This is a genomic window from Micromonospora sp. NPDC085948 (assembly GCF_040686315.1).
Taxonomy (GTDB): domain Bacteria; phylum Actinomycetota; class Actinomycetes; order Mycobacteriales; family Micromonosporaceae; genus Micromonospora.
Genome location: NZ_JBFBJW010000001.1, coordinates 795,968 through 811,965 on the forward strand (window position 1 = coordinate 795,968; position 15,998 = coordinate 811,965).

Annotated in this window: 17 protein-coding genes; 5 read left to right on the forward strand and 12 right to left on the reverse strand. The window is 72.4% G+C overall.

Annotation, left to right across the window (positions count from 1 at the left end; genetic code table 11):
* Positions 1 to 3 precede the first annotated feature (3 nt).
* From AB0O48_RS03915 to AB0O48_RS03935, 5 genes are all read left to right on the forward strand, one after another.
* The gene (locus AB0O48_RS03915; RefSeq protein WP_365062770.1) at positions 4 to 1,641 is read left to right on the forward strand and encodes a VWA domain-containing protein; all 1,638 of its coding nucleotides are present in this window, start codon (positions 4 to 6) and stop codon (positions 1,639 to 1,641) included.
* Between the two features lie 290 nt (positions 1,642 to 1,931).
* Positions 1,932 to 2,543: a hypothetical protein gene (locus AB0O48_RS03920; protein WP_365062772.1), complete on the forward strand. Its 612-nt coding sequence runs from the start codon at positions 1,932 to 1,934 to the stop codon at positions 2,541 to 2,543.
* On the forward strand, positions 2,540 to 3,082 hold the full coding sequence (locus AB0O48_RS03925; protein WP_365062774.1) for a hypothetical protein: 543 nt from the start codon (positions 2,540 to 2,542) through the stop codon (positions 3,080 to 3,082). Before AB0O48_RS03920 ends, AB0O48_RS03925 begins: the two co-directional genes overlap by 4 nt.
* A gap of 108 nt (positions 3,083 to 3,190) precedes the next feature.
* Positions 3,191 to 3,562 carry a hypothetical protein gene (locus AB0O48_RS03930; RefSeq protein ID WP_365062776.1) on the forward strand — a complete coding sequence of 124 codons (372 nt, stop codon included), beginning with the start codon at positions 3,191 to 3,193 and terminating at the stop codon, positions 3,560 to 3,562.
* A 14-nt stretch (positions 3,563 to 3,576) separates the two neighbouring features.
* Positions 3,577 to 4,038 carry a DUF4262 domain-containing protein gene (locus AB0O48_RS03935; RefSeq protein WP_365062778.1) on the forward strand — a complete coding sequence of 154 codons (462 nt, stop codon included), beginning with the start codon at positions 3,577 to 3,579 and terminating at the stop codon, positions 4,036 to 4,038.
* Positions 4,039 to 4,397: 359 nt separating this feature from the next.
* Here AB0O48_RS03935 and AB0O48_RS03940 read toward each other — a convergent pair whose 3' ends face one another.
* The 12 genes from AB0O48_RS03940 to AB0O48_RS03995 all read right to left on the reverse strand — a co-directional run bounded on the left by AB0O48_RS03940 (position 4,398) and on the right by AB0O48_RS03995 (position 15,985).
* Entirely contained in the window at positions 4,398 to 4,991 is a 594-nt protein-coding gene (locus tag AB0O48_RS03940; RefSeq protein WP_365062780.1) for a hypothetical protein, read from the reverse strand.
* A complete protein-coding gene (locus AB0O48_RS03945) occupies positions 4,984 to 5,688 on the reverse strand; it encodes a PD-(D/E)XK nuclease family protein (protein ID WP_365062782.1) in 705 nt (234 codons plus the stop codon). The genes AB0O48_RS03940 and AB0O48_RS03945 overlap by 8 nt, the downstream gene beginning before the upstream one ends.
* Before the next feature lie 330 nt (positions 5,689 to 6,018).
* Positions 6,019 to 7,167: a DUF2637 domain-containing protein gene (locus tag AB0O48_RS03950; RefSeq protein ID WP_365062784.1), complete on the reverse strand. Its 1,149-nt coding sequence runs from the start codon at positions 7,165 to 7,167 to the stop codon at positions 6,019 to 6,021.
* Between the two features lie 44 nt (positions 7,168 to 7,211).
* Positions 7,212 to 10,592 carry a BTAD domain-containing putative transcriptional regulator gene (locus AB0O48_RS03955; RefSeq protein WP_365062786.1) on the reverse strand — a complete coding sequence of 1,127 codons (3,381 nt, stop codon included), beginning with the start codon at positions 10,590 to 10,592 and terminating at the stop codon, positions 7,212 to 7,214.
* Between the two features lie 32 nt (positions 10,593 to 10,624).
* Positions 10,625 to 11,071, reverse strand: a complete 447-nt coding sequence (locus AB0O48_RS03960; protein WP_365062788.1) for a pilus assembly protein TadG-related protein — start codon at positions 11,069 to 11,071, stop codon at positions 10,625 to 10,627.
* On the reverse strand, positions 11,068 to 11,535 hold the full coding sequence (locus AB0O48_RS03965) for a TadE family protein (protein ID WP_365062790.1): 468 nt from the start codon (positions 11,533 to 11,535) through the stop codon (positions 11,068 to 11,070). The genes AB0O48_RS03960 and AB0O48_RS03965 overlap by 4 nt, the downstream gene beginning before the upstream one ends.
* Positions 11,532 to 11,984 (reverse strand): TadE/TadG family type IV pilus assembly protein, encoded by a 453-nt coding sequence (locus AB0O48_RS03970; protein WP_365062792.1) that lies wholly within the window; start codon positions 11,982 to 11,984, stop codon positions 11,532 to 11,534. The genes AB0O48_RS03965 and AB0O48_RS03970 overlap by 4 nt, the downstream gene beginning before the upstream one ends.
* A 2-nt stretch (positions 11,985 to 11,986) precedes the next feature.
* Positions 11,987 to 12,193 (reverse strand): hypothetical protein, encoded by a 207-nt coding sequence (locus AB0O48_RS03975; RefSeq protein WP_365062794.1) that lies wholly within the window; start codon positions 12,191 to 12,193, stop codon positions 11,987 to 11,989.
* A gap of 27 nt (positions 12,194 to 12,220) precedes the next feature.
* The gene (locus tag AB0O48_RS03980; protein ID WP_365062796.1) at positions 12,221 to 13,093 is read right to left on the reverse strand and encodes a type II secretion system F family protein; all 873 of its coding nucleotides are present in this window, start codon (positions 13,091 to 13,093) and stop codon (positions 12,221 to 12,223) included.
* Positions 13,093 to 13,941, reverse strand: coding sequence for a type II secretion system F family protein (locus AB0O48_RS03985; protein ID WP_013289172.1), 849 nt, complete (start codon positions 13,939 to 13,941; stop codon positions 13,093 to 13,095). The genes AB0O48_RS03980 and AB0O48_RS03985 overlap by 1 nt, the downstream gene beginning before the upstream one ends.
* 2 nt (positions 13,942 to 13,943) lie before the next feature.
* Positions 13,944 to 15,254 (reverse strand): ATPase, T2SS/T4P/T4SS family, encoded by a 1,311-nt coding sequence (locus AB0O48_RS03990; protein WP_365062798.1) that lies wholly within the window; start codon positions 15,252 to 15,254, stop codon positions 13,944 to 13,946.
* Entirely contained in the window at positions 15,251 to 15,985 is a 735-nt protein-coding gene (locus AB0O48_RS03995; RefSeq protein ID WP_365063268.1) for a hypothetical protein, read from the reverse strand. Before AB0O48_RS03995 ends, AB0O48_RS03990 begins: the two co-directional genes overlap by 4 nt.
* Between the last annotated feature and the right edge of the window lie 13 nt (positions 15,986 to 15,998).

Sequence of the window (15,998 nt, forward strand, 5' to 3'; positions counted from 1 at the left end):
TCCGTGTCACACCCCAGCACCCACCTACAGCAGGGCGCACCGCCGACGCCGGCCGGCGCCAGTGACTGGCATAGCTGGTCCGCAGCGTGGACCAGGCACGTTCCGCTGCTGACCGGCCGTACCGACCTCACCGTCCTCGTCGCCCCCGGCGCCGCCGGAGACGCGCCCGAGTGCTTCTACCCCGCCCTGAACCGGATCGAGGTCGACGCCACCTACATCGCCGAGCGCCCCGACGTCACCGACCCGACGAAGGCCCGGCACAAGCGCCTCGTGCCCACCGGATACGGGCTGCTCGTGCACGGCGCCGCGCACGCCGCGCACAGCCGTTGGACCACCCCGCCCGGCACCCCGCCGATCCTCGCCGCTGTCGCCGACATGCTGGAGGAATCCCGGGCCGAAGGACGCCAACGCGCCCGCCGCCGCGGCGACCGCCGCTGGCTGCGCCACGTCGTGACGACCCTCCTCGACCCCGAGGACGCGGCCGTCGACGACGCGTGGCACGCCGGGCAACTCGCCGCCCTGCTCCTGGCCCGCGTCGACGCCCGCATCGTCACCAGCAAAGACGTCCGCCCGGTCCGGGCCGCCGTCACCGGCGTCCTCGGACGCAAACGCCTGCGGCAACTGCGGGACATCTGGCGCGAGGCCCACACCTGCGACGACACCGACGCCGACACCATGATCTGCCTGGCCCGCCGGTGGTGCCAAGTCCTCGGCATCGACCCCGACCAGCAGTACGACACCCCCGTAGCGGACGCCGGGCAATTCGCCGGCCGCCTCGCTGCGGCCCTCGTCGACTACCTCGCCGTCGCCGCCGGCGTCACCCCGGCCGAGTACGCCGCGGCGCTGCTGGCCCACCGGCACAGCCCACCGTCAGAGTGGGACCGCCGGGAACCGACAGAGCAGGAACACCGCGCGGCCCGCGACCTCGCCCACCGGCTGCGGCAAGCCCGCACCCAACACCCCGAACCCGGCCGGCGGCCCTCCGCGATCCCACCCGGCCGGCTGCGCACCCGGCAGGCCATCACCGCCGAAGCACAAATCGCCGCCGGGCAACTCCCGACCGCCGCTCCGTGGCAGCAACGCGCCCAGCTGCCACCGGAGAAACCCCGTTTGCACCTGGCTGTCCTGGTCGACCTGTCCGGCTCGATGGACCGCTACACCGAGGCGATGTCCTCCGCCGCGTGGATCTTCGCCAACGCGGCACGCCGCGCCGACGCGACGACCACCACCATCGGATTCGGCGACCGCACCACCGTCCTGGTACCCCCACGCACCCGCCCCACGCAGGTGCTGACCATGCGCACCGGCCTCGCCACCGCCACCTTCCCGGAAGCGGTCAAGGTCGCCGACCAACTCCTCGACCTACGCCACGGCCGCACCCTGCGGATGCTCGCCGTCGTCTCCGACGGCTACCTCGACGACATCCCCGCCGGGCAACAACTCGTCACCACCCTGCACCAGGCCGGCTGTGCCGTGCTGTGGCTGCACCCCGCCGACCCGCTCGCCGACAGCGAACTGACCGGCCCGGACCAGATGTGGAGGCACACCTTCACGCACACCACCACGCTCACGGTCGCCGATCCCGTCGAGGCCGTCGCGGCGATCGCCGACGCCGCCGTCGCCGCGCTCGCCCAGGCCTAGCCCAGCCGAGCCGTTCGGTGACCGGCCAGTCCCACCCCCGCGCCGCGGCGCTGCAACGGCCGTGGCCGGGCAGCGCCGCGCGCGGCCACCCGACGTACTCAAGCCCCGCAGAGGCGGGCTGCCGCCGGCTATCCGCCGCGTCTCGCGGGGCCGGCAGCGGACGGCGCTCGCCGCCGGTCCGCGACTTGACCATCCCGCGCCATCGAAGCGTCCATGCATCGCGTCCCCAATGACCCGGTGGGCCAGGTCCGGACGCGATACGACGCCGCCCATCACAAGGAGCTCATCCCATGCGATTCGGCACCGACAACGAACACCCCTTCGACACCGACAACCGCGCCTGGCGACGTCTCGGCGACGTCACCAGCGAACACTTCGACGTGATCACCTGGACCCGCGACCCGGACGGACGGCCGGTCCTGCTCACCCTGGGCGACCTGCGAACCGGGGACATGATCACCCTCGCAGTCCTGGACTCCCTGGAGATCCGCGACCCGTACGCGCTGCTCGCCGTTCACACCGGCGGCGAACTCGCCGCACACGGCCCTACCAGCGGCGCCGAAACAGCCCGCTCCCTCGCGCCCATGCTCGCGCTCGACAGCACCACACTCGCCGTGACCAAAGCCGTGCCGCTGCACGACCCCGCCACATCAGCCCTACCCGCCACCTGCTGGGTCGACCTGCCCACCACCCTCGCCGCGGCCCTACGGCCCGCCCTCGACGATGCCCGCACCGCCGTCCTCGTGCTGCTCGACCGCGCCGACGGCTGGCTCGCCACCGTCGGCCCGTTCCCCACCCACGCCGCCGCCGACACGTGGCAACCCGACGGCGGACCCGGCCGCGCAGCCGACCGGCTCATCGTGCCGCTGCACCCGGTCACCCTCCAGGAGGCCCAGCCGTGACCAGCACCCGACCCCTGGCACACCCAGAGCTTCCGCCGATCGTGGCCCTCGACGTCGACGGCGTCCTCAACCCCGCCAACCCGGCCCACGCCGCAGCGCTTGGCTACCAGCCGCACCGCTACGACGGGCCCGGACCCGACGGGCAGCACGTCACCGGCACCGTCTGGCTCCACCCCGACCACGGGCCATGGCTGCGGGAACTGGCCGAACACGCCCAACCGGTGTGGTGCACCAGCTGGAACCACCTCGCCGCCCAATGGATCGCCCCACGACTCGACCTGCCGACCACCTGGCCGCACGTCCCCGTCCACGCGGGCGGGGTCCGCTTCGGCCACCAGAGCAAACTCTCCGCCCTCTACCCCTGGGCCACCCGGCGGGCACTCGCCGTCCTCGACGACGAGTTCGGCGGCAAGGACCCCACCACCGCCGACCAGCGCACCCGCGACGGCGTACCCACCCTGCTCCACCCCGTCGACCCGTCTCACGGGCTGCGCCGTGCCGACATCGACACGGTGCTGACCTGGCTGCGCCGGCTCTGACCAGGCCACACCGGCGCCGCCCGGGCGCCGAGGCCTTCCGCTCACTCGGATTCGTGGGGCCCGCATCGACGGATGCGGGCCCCACGCCGTTACGCCAAGGAGTTGATTATGGACAACATGTTCGATCCCGTCGACGAACCGGGTAACGACCGGTCACCCCGGCTCAGCGTCGGCGACCCGGAACTGCGCAAGACTCGCCTGCTCGCCCGCGAGTGCTCCACCTGCATCTTCAAGCCCGGCAACCCGATGCACCTCGACCCCGGCCGACTCAAGCAAATGGTCGCCGAGGCGCGGGGTGCAGCGGGATACATCATCTGCCACTCGACACTGCCCTACGCCGATAGTCCGGTCCCGCCCGCGGTCTGCCGCGGATTCGCCGACCGCTACCGCACCTGGCAACTCCAGGTCATGGAACGACTCTGGGGCTTCGTCGACGTCGAGCCACCCGACCCGGACTCCTCCACCCGTACGCCCGAATGACCAGGAGACAGCACGTGCCAAACACCGACGACTTCCTCCAACGCCAAGAACAGATCATCGACACCACCGGCTGGGCCGTCACCCACGTCCTGCCCACCGACGACGACCCCGACACCACCGCTCCGTTCGCCTACACCGTCGGGCTCACCGCCCACGACTACCCCGAACTGATCACCGCCGGACTGCCACCCGAGGTCGCCCACAGCCTGCTCAACGACCTTGCCCGCCGGGTCTACGACAAGGCCGAACGGTTCACCCACGGCCAGCGCATCAGCGACCTCATCGCCGGCTACGACGCGATCATCATCGACGGACCGCCCACCGACGAGCTGCTGCCCGGCATGGCGATCGCCCGCTACGGCCGCGACCAGATCCGCCTCCAGCAGCTCGTGTGGCCCGACCAACAGGGCCGGTTCCCCTGGGACAACCGGTACAACTTCGACCCGCGGACACAGCCACTGATCGCTCAGCTGTAACCAGGCAGCCCAACCGAGGCCCGCCGGGATCCGGGCGCCTCATAGGCGCTCGGATCCCCGGCACGATCGGACTCACCATCTCCATCGATCGGCACCGCGTCGTCACGACCACTGAGTACAACACACAGGCACTTGGTCACTCGCCGGAAGCGCAGGCGACTCCCGGTGGTCGCCGAGCATGAGTGAGAAGGCGACCCCTTTTCGTGGCGGTGCAGTCCAGCCGAGCCGATTGACTCACCAAGTTGGAACTGTCTCCTCTGCCGATGTGCTGTCAATGAATTCTGGCGGCCCGCCGAGATCGGCGAAGTCCATCTGCGCGGCGAATGTGATCGGCCGACCGACTCGCACTGGTGGGACGGCTACCTGGGCGCCTGAGCCCAGTGCAGTCTGTCCAGGACCTGCGCGGCCTCGTCCCAGAGCGACCGAAAGCTGGCGAGCAGGTCACGGGTCAGCAGTTCGGGGTCCACGACCCCGCCTGCGGGTTTCTGGAACCGCCAGTAGGGCCACGGTGTCGTGCACCGTCCCCCGAGTCGCCTGGCTACTGGGGTAAGCGCATTCTGCAGTGCCCGGAACCGCTCCCGATCGGCCCGGTCGCCGCAGTAGCGGACGGCGGCAAAGGGCCATTCGTTTTCCGCTAGAGGCCTCAGTAGCGTCTTCGGGTCCCATTCGACGACCACCGCAACGTCGTTGACGCCCTTCCAGGTCCACCCTGCTCGACGGAGGCCCATGACCTGGAATTTCCCGTCGCCGAGACTTTCAAGATCGACGTCGGCGCCAACCTCGCCTGCCATCTCGCTCAGTGGCGTGGCGAGCGCTCGCAGATAGCGGCCAAGAAGCGCTGCCGCATCGTCTCGCTGAGCTGCCCACGCCTCGATGTCCGCCCGACGATCCAGGTAGAACCAGGCCTTCGCATCAGCCGGATCCCGCTGGGGAAACTCAATCTCGTCAGGCATCGTGGAAGATCTCCAGTGTCATGAGGTAGTCATGGAGGCCAGGCGCGATCGTGGCAGCGTCCTTCTTCACGAGGGCCGCCCTAATGAACGCGGCTACCTGTCGCCAGGTGTGGTTGTGCCAATGATCCGCGCTCTCACGAGCTGTGACCGGCTGCCTCTCCCCGCGGGTGAGAAAGACGAACTTCGGTCCGGCCTCTCGTCCCCACAGCTCATGAATCCGATCCAGCTGGCGCGGACGCTCGGAGGAGAAGGTCTTCGCCTCCACAATCAGCGTCCAGCCGGAGCCATAGACCACAAGGTCGGCACGGGTGTCGTGACGCACCTCCTCTAGCACGACTCGGACGGTGCCGGCCACGTCGACTCCGACGACCGCGCCTAGCCCGTCGATCACCGCACGCCCCAGGCCATGCTGGCCGTCCGGCCGTAACAGCCATCCTAAGGCGGCCGTCATAGCCGCTTCGCGGTACTCCTGACCGATAGCCGCCAAGAGCGTAGGCGGCCCGCCGACCCATTGCCCGGCCGCGACGAGGCGCCGCTCTTCCCGCTGGGCCTCTTCAAAAGTGTCCCGCCAGCGATCTACCAACGCGGCGACGCCAGCGTCCTCGCCCGCGATCAGGCCGCGCCACTCCGAAGCCGCGTCGTTATACCTAAGCGCCCACCCAGCGACGTCATCCAGAGATCCCGCGCCGTGCGTCATTCCTGCCCCCGTCCCCGAGCTGACCTTGGTCTCTGTCGCCGCCAGCGTCTGCCCGCGAAGACGTTTGCCTATATTGACGGCGTCATAGACGCATGCTTCACACCCTTGCGGCGTAGTCCCGCCTACCTCCCGGGATTTGGGAAGCTTCGCGTCGCCCCTGCCAGTCCGTTATGCGGCATTACCGAAGTGGTGCCGCCGGGTGCCGCACGCGTCAAACTGCCGGCTCACTGGAGGATGAGCCGACCTGACCTAACTCCCCTTCGCGCCTTGAGCAGTACCTTTTTGAGTGCGCCCGGTACGCGACACGTGCCTGGCGCTCCCGCACGACGCTCACGAGGCGCCAACCTGCTCGGTGGCACGGCTGGTGTCGTGTCCGTTGGCGCTTCGCGGGACGGGTGGCCAGTACCGGCGGACGGTGCGTTCCGATCGACCGATTCTGGTGGCGATGTCGGCCGGGTGTAAGGAGGGGTCGTGGCGGTACCAGTAGGCCACGGCCCCGGCGGTGTCAGACGGCACCTCGTCGGCGCTGGTTCTGCTGTCGCCCGAGTTGGGGCTATGTGCCTGGTACTCGATGGTGTCCGAGACAGCGTGCTCGGCGTCGACCGATTGGTTCACCCGGTCCCGCTCGTCGGAGTTTTCGAGCTGGGAGACCGAAAAGCCGGTGGCTTGAGACCTGCTGGTTCCAGGTCGATCCGCCTCGAGGTTAGATCGGTCCGTTTCCCGCAACGGCGTCGTCTCTACGGGCACCGAGGCTTCATCGCCGTTTCGAAAGTGGTAAGCGTCCTCGTGGTCGAGGGCGTCGACCAGCGGGTGTTGAGGTGCCACGCCATCCGTGCCGCTCGAACCGGTCGGCGCTGGAGTGACGACCTCTGTAGCCAGTTGCTCGTCCTCGTCGCCACGGTTCGCGGCCTGCGGCTGCTGCGGTGGCGACGGGTCGTAGCCTCGGGCCAGCCGCGTGGCGCCGACCGGTTCCGGAGCGAGGGCCGGCGCTTCCAGGCTCGGTGGTTCGGCCACCAGGTTAGGAGCTTCTGTTGTTGTGGTGGTGAGTTGCCTGCGGTCGGCCGAGCTGAGGGCGGGAGTGCGGATGCGTCCCGCGATCTCGACCAGGCTAATGCTTGCTACGACGACCAGCCCGTCGACGGAGATGGGCAGGAGGTAGGAGGCGGCGGCGCCAGTTTCGCCGTATCGGGCGGCAACGCCGACCATGTGCCAGTAACTCACCCAGGCGGCGATGCCGGCGATGACGGCGGCGGCGATCAGCCGCGCGGCGGCCAGGCCGCGGCGGTTCGCGGGTACGCGGGAGATGAGTTCGACGGTCAGCAGCAGCGCCAGGGGTGGCCACGCGGCGATGACCTGGCTGATGAGGTTCGGCCGGGCGTGTAGGACGTTCGCCGCGATGGACGCGGCGACGCCGAGTGCGAGCACCGCCCGCACGGCCCACCGCAGACGGGTCAGATGCCGGAGGTCGGCCTCTGCCACCTCCAGGGTACGTGCGGAGGTGTGCCGGGGTAGCGGCGTGGCGGTCATGCGGCGGCTCCGTCACCGGGCCGGGGTGCAGGCCGCAGGTCGGGTCGTCGAGCGGGGCGCTGCACCTGGGCGACCAACTCGTCGGCCAGGGCAATGGTGTCGTCGCTGGGTTCGGCGTCGATCTCGCCGAGGGCGCGGATCAGGGCGCGGCGCAGGCTGCGGATCGCGTCGAGGTGCCCGAGCGCGGCGCGGGCCCGCATCGCTTGCTGGTACAGCTCTTCGGCGTACGGGTTGTGGCCAATCGCGGCGTCGAGGACGGTGAGCTGCTCGGCGGGGCTGTCGGCGAGGGCGTCGGCGAGGGCGAGGTAGGCGTCGAGTGCCTGCTGCCGGACGGCTTCGCGGTAGGGCTCGATCCATTCGTAGTCGGCACCGTCGGCCAGGTGCCCTCGGTAGGTGTCGACCGCGCGGCGCAGAGCGGCGAGGCGCTCGGCCGGGTCGGTGGCCTGGTTGGCGTCGCGGATCGCGGCGCGCATGCGCCACAGGTCCACGTCGACGGCGTCGCGGTTGAGGACGTACCGCTGGTGGGGGTGGGTGAGGTAGGTGCCACGTCCTGCGGTGCGGCGCATGATGGTGCGCAGGTCGGACACGTAGGTGTAGAGCCGGCCGGGTGCCTTGTTGGCGGGGGCGTCGGGGAGCAGGTCGTCGAGGATCGCCTCGGCGGAGGCGTCGCCGTCGTGCACGGCCAGGTAGACGAGCACTTCGAGGGATTTCTTGCGCAGCGTCGGCCCGGGCGGCACGTCGACGATCGCGGCGGTGCCCAGGACGGTGACCTGCACCCTCCCGTGGCTGGTCTCCTGGCTGTTCTCGGCCGCGCCGTCGGTGTCCGGTTCCTCCACGGCGGGCGGGGGCGCACCGTCGCGGGGAGTCTCCGTGCCGCGGGCATGGGCGCCGGTGGGCGGAGTTGTCGCCGCTGCCTGGGTGCCCGGGGTGGTCTGACTGTCGGCGCTGTCTGGTGTTGTTGTCGGGGCGGCGGGCACGGGCTCCGGGCCGGATGCCGGCAGGTGTTCACCCTCGCAGAAGGGGACGTCGGGTGGCGCCGGCTCGGTGTCGGGAGAAGGTTGCGCATCGGGTGCGGCGGTCGTGGCCTGGGCGGTGGTGACGGGTTCGGCCGGGGCGGGAGCCTGCGGCTGGCCGGTGTGGGACTCGGCGAGGGTAACGAGCAGGTCGCTGGTCTCGGACGGGGTGAGGACGGCCAGCCGGCCGATGTCGGCCGGGTGACCGCCGTGGCGGGAGCCCTCGCCGTCGGCGCGGCTGGTGACGCCGTCCGTGGCAACCACCATGGTGTCGCCGTCGGGCCAGGCGCCCAGCAGCACGCCGTGGATGTCCAGGCGCTGGCCTTGGGCGAGGAGCGCGGCGATGCGGGTGCGCTGGTGGCGGGTGTCGGCGTCGGCCAGCAGCAGGACCGGCGGCATCGGCTCCCCGGTCGGGTCCGCCGCGCGGGCCTCGGCAACGGTGTCGACCTCGTGGGCGTAGGCGATGCGGCTGCGGTGCAGGGTCTGCGCCTCGAGCAGGTCGAGTGCCTCGTCCAGGCCACCGGTGACGGTCAGCCGCGGGGTGCGGGGCAGTGCGACGGCACCGGCGCCGAGCAGCGTCGCCGCGGTCGCTGATGGCATGACCAGCCAGGTGCGGTCTTCTGGTGCGTCGAGGCCTCCGGCGGCCAGGGCGGCGGCCATGAACCCGCGGGCGGCGGCCTCCGCGCCGGGACCGGTGAGCCCCAGGCCGGCGGGCGGCCAGACCGCGGCGATCGGGTGCGCCAGCGACGGCACCACCGGGCGAAGCGCAGCGTCATCGCCCAGGCTCGGGTCCGCGGCAGGCGCCGGCTTCTCAGGATCGTCCTCGTCGTCGAGACCGGCATCGTCGAGGGCGTCGTTCTCGTCGTACCGCCCGGCGATCCCTGGACGGTCGTCGTCGAGCAGGTCGGCGTCCTGATCGGAGGCAGCAGGGCTGTCCGGTGCGGAGGTGCCGTCGTCGGTCTTGTCGTTCGCTTCGGTGTCGTCCGGGTCGGTGAACAGGCCGAGGTCGTCGTCCGGACCTTCGTGGCTGGCCGGGTCGGTGGAGGTCGTGGTGGCGTGGCGCAGGCGGCGGCGGATCTGGTTCACCGCGGGCGGCATGGGCGCCACGTCGGGGTCGTCCAATCGCAGGTCGGCCGACACGGGCCGGCGGATGTAGCGGCGGCGGCGGTGGGCCCAGACGAGGGCGACGGCCGCGAGGATCGCGGCGACGAGCCCGGCGTCGAGCCAGCTGCCGGTGCCGAGTGAGACACCGGGTGACGCCTCCGTTCGCGGCCCGGGTGTCTGCTGCCCGTCCACCGAGGGGCGGGGCGTCGTCGAGGCTCCGGAGGCCGACGGCGGGTCAGCGGGCGCGGTGAAGACCGACGGCGAGGGGACGTGGACTACGCCGTCGTCACCGTCGTGCGGTGCCCGGGTGGTGGAGCCTGGCGACGGGCTCGCGGATGACGCGTCGGGTGGCTGCGGATTGGTTTGGCTCGGTGGTGTCGGCGCGGGCGTTGCGGTGCCGTGTGTCGGCTGTTCGGGGCCTGTCGCCGGGGGGTCGGCGGGTGGTGGGGTCCGGGGTGTGCCGGCGGGTGGTGTGGCGTCGTCGGGCAGTTCCAGGGTCCAGCCGGGGTAGATCAGGTTCGGGTTGGTGAGGGTGCCGCCGATGTCGCGGAAGTGGGTGCCCCGGTTGAGGGCGAAGATCTCCGGCCACCGGTTGGCGTCGCCGAGCCACTGCTGGGCGATCTTCGACAGGGTGTCCCCGCGCCGCACCTCGCAGGTGTAGGTCTGCCCGGATGACACGAGCGTCACGTGGCCCGCTACCAGCCGGGTCGGCACCGGTTCCCCCGTGTCCGCCAGGGCGGACGTCGACGCGGCTGTCTGCCAGGGCTGCGTGTGGTGCCCATCCGTGCTCACCAGCCGCGCGGTGCTGCTGGGCACGGTGGTTGCCGGGGCCGTCGCGGTGGCGCTGGTGTGGGCGGTTGTCGCTTGTGCTGGCTGGGTGAGGGTCGGTGCGGCCTGGGCGGCGGTGGCGAGGACGCCGCCGGTGATGGCGGCCACCAGGATGGCGGCGAGCCCGCGGGCCGGCGCGATGGCTCGGGGTTGCGGCAGGCGGATGCCCGTGACGGTTTCGGCGACCTCGGCGATCAGCGACCAGATGAACGCCGCCCACACCGCCCAGAGCAGGCACACGACGGCGTTGCCGAGCATGGCGTCGGTCAGCGGTGAGGTGAGGGCCGTTGCGATGTCCTGCCAGGTGGGGGCCTGGCGGGGTAGCGGCCAGCCGACGTATCGGATGAGCGCGTACGGCACGCCGGCGGTGAGCAGCACCAGGATCCCGAGTCCGGCCAGCCGGCGGGCGGTGGCGGCGAGGAATGCGAACACTGGGGCTCCCGGTCGTGGCGTGGCGGTTCTGGTCAGTTCGGTGCGGTGACGCCGGTCAGGGGACTGGCGGTCGCGGTCGCGGACACCGGCAGGGCGCTGATCCCGACGAGGTGCAGCAACTGCGTGGGCCGGGTGCCGTTGATGGTGACGGTGACGGCGGTGGGGGTGGCGGAGGCGGTGACCTGTCCGTCGACACCGGCCTGTTGGGCGAAGCTCCGCGCGGCTGCGGCGGCCTGGGTGGGCTGGAGCTGCACAGTGCCGGTGGCCCTATAGGTGGCGAGGTCGATCTCGCGGGCGCCGGCCCGGGCGGCGCCCTGCGCGACGTCGAGCAGCCGCACCTTGTCCGACATGCCCAGTCCCAGGTCGAGGACCAGGCCGGCGAGGACGAGAACGAGAACGACGCCGAAGATCGTCCACGGGGTGATCTGGCCTCGGTCGTCGTGGCGGGCCTGCCGCAGGCGGGTACGCAGCCGGTTCATGGCGCCGTTGTCCCGCGGTAGGTGTCGAGGGGCTGGTGTGAGGTGCCGCGGATGGTGATCGTGCCGGGCAGGCCGAGGCCGTAGAGGTCTTCGAGGCGGACGGTGCACGCCACGGTGGCGCTGATCTGCCCACCGGGGACGAACGCGCCGGGGTCGACGGTGACGGTGGACGGCTGGCAGGTGAAGGCCCGCCCGGCGAGGGTGGCGGAGGCGCCGTCGGCGCCTGCGGCGCGGGCCTCGCCGGGGGTGCGGGCGAGGGACGCCTGGCGGGCCGCGGCGGCGGCAGCGGAGTTGACGTCGATGGCGGCCGAGGCCAGGCGCAGGCACGCCACCACCGCGAGGGCGGCCAGGACCATCAGCGGTACGTAGCTCAGCGCCATCTCGACGCTGACCGAACCCCGGTCTCCCCGCAGCCGAGGCGCGCGGCGGCGTGGATGTCGGCTGCGGCGCTGCTCGCGGGTCACGTCGAGTCTCCTTCCACTCCAGGCGGGGAGGGGGCCAGCGACAGGGTCGAGGGGCGGAAACGCTCGACCGGGGCGCTGGCCTGGGTGCTGACCTGCAGGCGCAGGAACGGCACGACGGCGGGCACCCGGCCGGCCACGGCCACCGTGGCGGTGTCGGCGGTGCGGGTGACCGACACGCTCGGGTCGACGACGACCTGCCCGGCGACCTGGCGGAGCACCTCGGTGGCGTCGGCGCGGCCGGCGGCGGCGGTGCCGCCGGACACCCTGGTGGTCTGCAGGGCGTGGTTCGCGGCGTGCTGGACGCCGAGTTGGGCTAGGGCCCACAGGGCGAACTGCACGCCGACGAGGACAAGCAGGAACAGCAGGGGCGCGTAGAGGACCACCTCGGTGGTGACCGACCCGCGGTCACCACCGAGCCGGCGTCGCCTGCCTCGTCGCGTGCGGTTCATGTCTAGAGGTTGATTCCGGTGATCTTGGTGATGATCTTGCCTTGGAAAATGGCGTAGACGGCCAGGACGAGGGTGACGAGCAGGGCGATCCACATGACCTTCTCGGTGGTCTCGCTGCCCCGGTCGCCGGAGTCGCGCAGCCGGCGAGCCCGGTCGACGAGGGTGAGGTGTGCCAGGGTCAGCAGGGCCATCAGCTTTCTGGGGTGCACGGCGTTTCTCCTTCTGGTGTGTCGGGGTCAGAAGCTGTCGACGGCGGTGACAGCCGGGTAGAGGAGGAACAGCATGTAGGCGGCGGCCAGGAGCATGACCGGCATAGACATGCGTTCGGTGGCGGAGTTGGCCCGGGCCTCCAGGGCGGCGGCCTGGTGGGCGCGCAGGGTGGCGGCGCGGATGGTGAGGGAGTCGCGGATGCGGGCGCCTTCGGTGCCGGCGAGACTCATCGTCGCGGCGAGTTCCTGCAGTTCGACGACGCCGGTGTCCTCGCCGAGTTGGCCGAGGGCCTGCCAGGGCGGGATGCGTAGCAGCCGGGCGGTGGCCACGGCACGGTTCAGGCGTCCGGCGGCCCAGCCGTGGGTGTCGGCGCAGGCGTCGTCGAGGGCTTGTTCGAGTCCGGCGCCGCCGGCGAGGGAGATGACGACGAGGTCGAGCACGGCGGACAGGGCGTAGCGCAGCTCGTCGCGGCGCCGCTGCGCCTCGGCGTGCACGGTGGTCTCGGCCAGCCACCAGCCGCCGGCCGCACCGGCCAGCGACGCCCACAGCGGCATGCCGGCGGCGAAGCTGACCCCGCCGGAGGCGAGGACGGCCATCGCGACCGGGGGCAGCAGCAGGCCGGCGAGGACCGCGAGGGCCTGGTCGGCCAGGTGGGTGGCGGTCGGCCGTCCGAGTACGGCGAGGTCGGCGCGCATCCGCTGCCGGGGCAGGCCGAGGGCACGCAGGGGCGCGGCGAGCAACCGGGTCCTGGCCCCCACTGGTGCTTCCGGGGCCGCCGGGGTGCGGCGCAGGGCGTCGAGGGCCTGAGCGAGGCTGGGCCGGGCGGGATGCAGGCCGCTGCCGGCCATGACCAGCCCGAGCCCGGTGACGACGCCGCACGCCACCACGAAGGCGGCCATCACGCCACCTGCCCGGGCTGATCGGCCGAGAGCACCCGTGGTGGTTGCGGGACGCGGGAGGCGCGGGCCAGCCACCAGAACCCGCCGGCGAACACCGCTCCGACGACAAGGAGCACGAGCTGCCCGGTGACGCTGCGGTACGGGGCGAGGAACCCGCGGTTGAGCAGGATCAGCCCGGCGACCATCGCCACCGACGTGCCGGTGATGACCCGGGCGGCCGTGCGGGTCGCGGCCCGTTTGGTGGCTACCCGCATCCGGATGCCGGCGAGCTCGCGGGCGGTGGCGGCCAGGCTGGTCAGGCACTGGGACAGTTGGCCGCCGTGGTAGCCGGCGGCCTGCGTCAGGGCGCGCACGACGAGGTCGGCGGTGGGGTCGGCGAGGTCGGCGGCGAACGCGCGCAGCGCGTCGGGCAGCCGTGCTCCGCCGCGCACCGCCCCCGCGAGGGCCTGCACCTGGGGGCGGATGGGCTGGGGGGTGACAGGGGCGGTGGCGGTGATGGCCTGCTCCAGGCCGGCGGCCGAGGACAGGGTGTCGCGCAGCAGTTCGGCCCAGGTGGCGATCGCCTCGATGCGGGCGATCGCGCGGGTGTGCTCCCGGTCGGGGCCGAGGACGCGGGGCAGCGCCCACACCGCGGCGGCGGTCAGCAGGGCCGCGACCGGCCAACGGGTCGCCGCCGCGGCGGCGAATCCGGCGACGATGGCCGCGAGGAGCCGGGTGCGGTCGGCCGACGTCCACCGTTGCCGTGTCCGGGTGGTCGGGGTGCCGGGTGGGCGGCGGCGTAGCCCGTCGGCGACGAGGATCAGGCCGGCGGCGCAGCCCAGGCCGAGCAGGATCGGCAGCAGGTCCATGCTCACCACCGGTCCCGGATGAGGAGGTCGGGTTTGAGGCCGGCGGCGGTGAGCTCGTCGAGGGTGTCGGCGCGGATCGGCGCGGCGGGGATGGCGCGCCGGTCGGGGCCGGGGCGGTAGATCTCGTTGGAGGGGACCTGGGTGCCGTCGGTCTCCAGGACCTGGCGGATGGAGGACACCACCCGGGTGCCGTCGGTGGCGACATCCAGGTGCACGACGAAGTCGACGGCCTGGCCGATGAGCACGTTGGCCGCGTCGAAGGTCAGCTTCTCCGGCGCCTGCATGACGTACATGGCCAGCCGGGTCAGCGCCTGCTTGCTGGAGGAGGCGTGCAGGGTACACATCGACCCGTCGTTGCCCTGCGACATTGCCAGGAGCATGGGTACGGCCTCGGCGCCGCGGGTCTCGCCGACGATGACCCGGTCCGGACGCATCCGCAGGCCCCAGCGCACCATCGTGGACATGTCGATGCCGCCGACACCCTCGAGGTTCGGTTCCCGCTGCTGCAAGGCGGTGGTGTTCGGGTGCGCGTCGGTGTCCTCGTCGAGGCCGAGTTCGTAGGCGTCCTCGACGGTGACGATCCGCTCGTGCGGGCTGATCGCGCCGGCGGCGGCGCGCAGCATGGTGGTCTTGCCGACGCCGACGCCTCCGCAGATCACGATGTTCTTGCGCGCCCGCACCAGCGCCCGGATGAGTTCCCGCAACCCCACCGTGATCTCCCCGCGGTGCAGCAGGTCGTCCAGGGTCACCCGGTGCAGGGTGTTGCGGCGGATCGACAGCGAGGGCCGTTTCGCTACCGCCATCACGGCGAACAGGCGTTGCCCGCCGGGCAGCCGCAGCGACAGGCCGGGCGAACCGCGGTCGAAGCGGCGCTCCTCCTGCCCGCTGCGCGCCGCCGCGACCCGCACCAGGTCGACCAGGTCGTCGTCGGAGGCGGCGACCGGCGGCACTCTCTGCACCTGCCCGTCGGTGGTGCGGATCCACACGTTGTCGCAGCCGTTGGCGAAGATGTCCTCCACCCGCGGGTCGTCGATCAACCTCTGCAAGCCGCCCAGGCCGGTGAAGCTGTCCCGCAACGCCCGCGCCAGGGCCGCCTCGGCCTGCGGAGTGAGCGGGACACGGCCGGCGGAGATGTCCTCGCGGGCGTGGACGACGAGTTCCTCCGCGATGTATCCCGCGATCACCGCGTGGCGCTCGCCGTCGGGAAGCTGCGCGCCGTGCGCGGCCAGGCGGTCGCTGACCCGGGCCCGCAGCCGCGCCACCACCTCCGGCGGCGCCGCGGTCGTGCCGCCGTTCAGGGTCTGGGCGGTCACCGCACGACCTCCAGCGCCGCACCGGCGGGCTGCCCGCCGGCCGCGACGGACGCGGCGAGGGCACGCAAAGCCTGGGCGAGGCGGGTACGTGTCCACGCCCGCCCCGTCATCCGCCCGGCGAGGACGCCCGCGCCCCACCGGTCGGCGGGCAGCTGCGCCCACACCGGGACACCGAGGCGCCCACTGATCTCCGCCGGGGTGAAGGCGGACCTGCCGCAGACCGCCAGCCCGACACCACCCGGCCGCGCCACGGCACGCAGCGCCGGCAGCCGGGTGTCCAGGTGATCCAGGTACTCCGTCGACCCCGAGGTGACCAGCACGACCGCGTCAGCGGAGCCCAGCAGACCCCACGCCGGACTGTTGACGTAGAGGCGCCCCACGTCGGCGACCACTACCGGCGCCAACCGCGCGACCGCCTCGGCCTGGCCGACGAGGACCGACACCGCCCCCGCGGCAGTCTCGGCCGCACCCGGCCCGACGAGGACGTGCAAACCCAGCGGCACCTGCTGCACGTACGGCGCCGCCCCGCTGGCGTGCCCACCGTGCCGGGCCGCCGCGGCCAGGGACGCCAGCCCTGGCTCCTGCGCCAGCCCGAACCGCGCCGCGACCACCCCACCACCGGGATCCGCCTCCACCAGCAACGCCGGGCGGTCCGGCCACAACGCCGCCATCCCCAACGCGGCCGTCGACGCGCCCGGCGCGCCGGACACCGACGCCACCACCACCAACATCTCCCGCACCTCC